This is a genomic window from Helicobacter sp. WB40 (assembly GCF_027859275.1).
In the GTDB taxonomy this organism is placed as follows: domain Bacteria; phylum Campylobacterota; class Campylobacteria; order Campylobacterales; family Helicobacteraceae; genus Helicobacter_D; species Helicobacter_D ibis.
Map to the genome: position 1 here is coordinate 1 of NZ_JAQHXS010000021.1, position 2,171 is coordinate 2,171.

General features: G+C 30.0%; 1 protein-coding gene. It reads left to right on the forward strand.

Features of this window, described 5'->3' with window-relative positions:
* A partial coding sequence (locus PF022_RS08740) for a PBECR2 nuclease fold domain-containing protein (RefSeq protein ID WP_271023572.1) occupies positions 1-2,069 on the forward strand: 2,069 nt, incomplete at its 5' end.
* Between the last annotated feature and the right edge of the window lie 102 nt (positions 2,070-2,171).

Sequence of the window (2,171 nt, forward strand, 5' to 3'; positions counted from 1 at the left end):
AAAAGGAAGCAGAGGAGAAAAGGATACAAGATGAATTTATAAAGAGGAGCAAAGAGCAAACAGAAAAAATAGCAAAAATGAATGAACAAAAAGAAAAGCAACTAGATAAAAGCATAATAGACAAAGAACTTGAACTGCAAAGCGACATAGATTCTATAAAATTAAAAGAAACAAGCATAAATACTGAAAATGATAGTTACAAGGCATATTTTGTAAAAGTAAAACTAGATGATTTAAAGCCAAATTTCACAAATACAAATACTCAAGGTAGGACAGAAAAAAAAGAATACACAATTAACAAAATAGCACAAGAGCCAAACTTTGAGAAGTTCTTCAATAGCGAAGGGAGCTTTGAGGGATTGCCAATAATTACTAAAGATGGACAAATAATAGCAGGTAATCACAGAGCAGAAGCACTAAAGAAACTAAATAAGGAAAATAAAGACAAATTTAATAAATATGCAAAAGAAAAATTTGGAATAGACTTAAAAGATGATGAGATAGTTGTAAGAATGGTAGATGAAATAAGTAATGAAGATATTTTAAAGCTTAGTTTTACTTCAAATATTGGCAGAGAAACCAATATAGCAGAACTAGCAATAAGCACATTAGCAAAATATAAAGACAAAATAAACAAATTGCCAAATTTCATAGAATCAATAAGCGTAGAAGAACTAAAAAGTAAAGTAGCAAAAGCATTAGATAAAGAGAGTAATGGGCTAGATAGTTTTAATGCTAACTTAGCACTTTTAGCTTCTTTAGCTCGAAATAAAAACATAAGCTTTGTAGATTCTATAAAAGCAATAAAGGGAAGTGCAGAAGACAAAGAAAGAGTGCTAAAAATGTATGTAGATAATGCAGGAAGTATTTATAATGTTTCTAAAAATAAAAACACACCAAATATTGACCTAAGAGAATATCTAACACAAAGTGTATATTTTACTGCTATGACAAATAAAAGCAGGGCAGAAAATTACAGAGAATTAATAGGAGATATAGAGTCTGTTTTAAAAACCACTAATAACAATGGCACAAATGAGCTAATAAATCTAAATCCCAACTTTTATAACGAACTAATTTCAAAGATACTAGGATATAGCTTTGCAAGATTTAAGAGCTTAGAAAATCCAAGTAGAAATTTGTATGAATTTCTAAGCACTAGCCAAAGTGAGCTTTTAAGAATAAATGAACCTACGCTATTTAATCCAATTGGCAAAAGCCTAAAAGAGCTTGATATTTATGATTTTTTATCTTTATCTGTGCAAAGTGGAGAGGTAAGTAAAGAGGCGAGTGATTTAATAGATCTTCTGCCAAAGCTAAAAGAAAAGCATAAAGCCTTTAAAGATTCTGTAGCTAAACATGATACCACCAATCAAAACTTAAGCTTTAAAAAGGAGTTAGAAGAAGCATGGTTTAAAGAGTTTGGGCCAAAAAGCATTGATGAAGATTTTGTGCCGAAAATACCGCAAGAGATACAAGACAAACTAGCTTTTGAAGTCAAAATAAAAGCAAGTGATTTAGAAAAAATAGTAGAAAAAGGCAGAGAAAAATACATAGATAAAATAAAACCGACTTTTGAAACGCCTGATTATGTTTTTAGAGATATGCAAGGAGATATTCTTTTTGCAAAAAGTTTAGATGATAAATTGTTTTTTGTAAATGTTACAAGAGAATATGACAATGAAATATTAAGCGTAACAAATAGCCCAAAAAAAACAAATAATATTAAAAATAAGTTAGAGAAAGCAAAAGAAATCTTTTATATATCCCCCGAGCTTCGAGATTCCTCAGCACATAAAGCTTCTACAGGCGTCCTATCTTCAACCAGCAGGGATGGAGACGCTAAGATGCTCCTTAGCGAACCTAACTCTAATCCTACCACAAAAGACTTAATAAAACAAGCCAAAGAACAAGGCTTAAGTGCAAAAGAGACAAAGAAACTCATACAAGAAAATAAACACCAACAAGCAGTTAGTAAGCAAAACTTTTTAACTACCGAGAATTATTCGGCAGTTCAAATTTTAAGAGAGGATGGATTTTTTAAAGATTTAAAAAAAAAGAGATTTTAAAAAACGACGAAATCGTTTATAAATTTAAATTAGAATCATACTAAGGTTATAAGGAGTTTTCAAATGAGTTTTAAAAAGGCAATATTATCTGTTTCTGTCTTT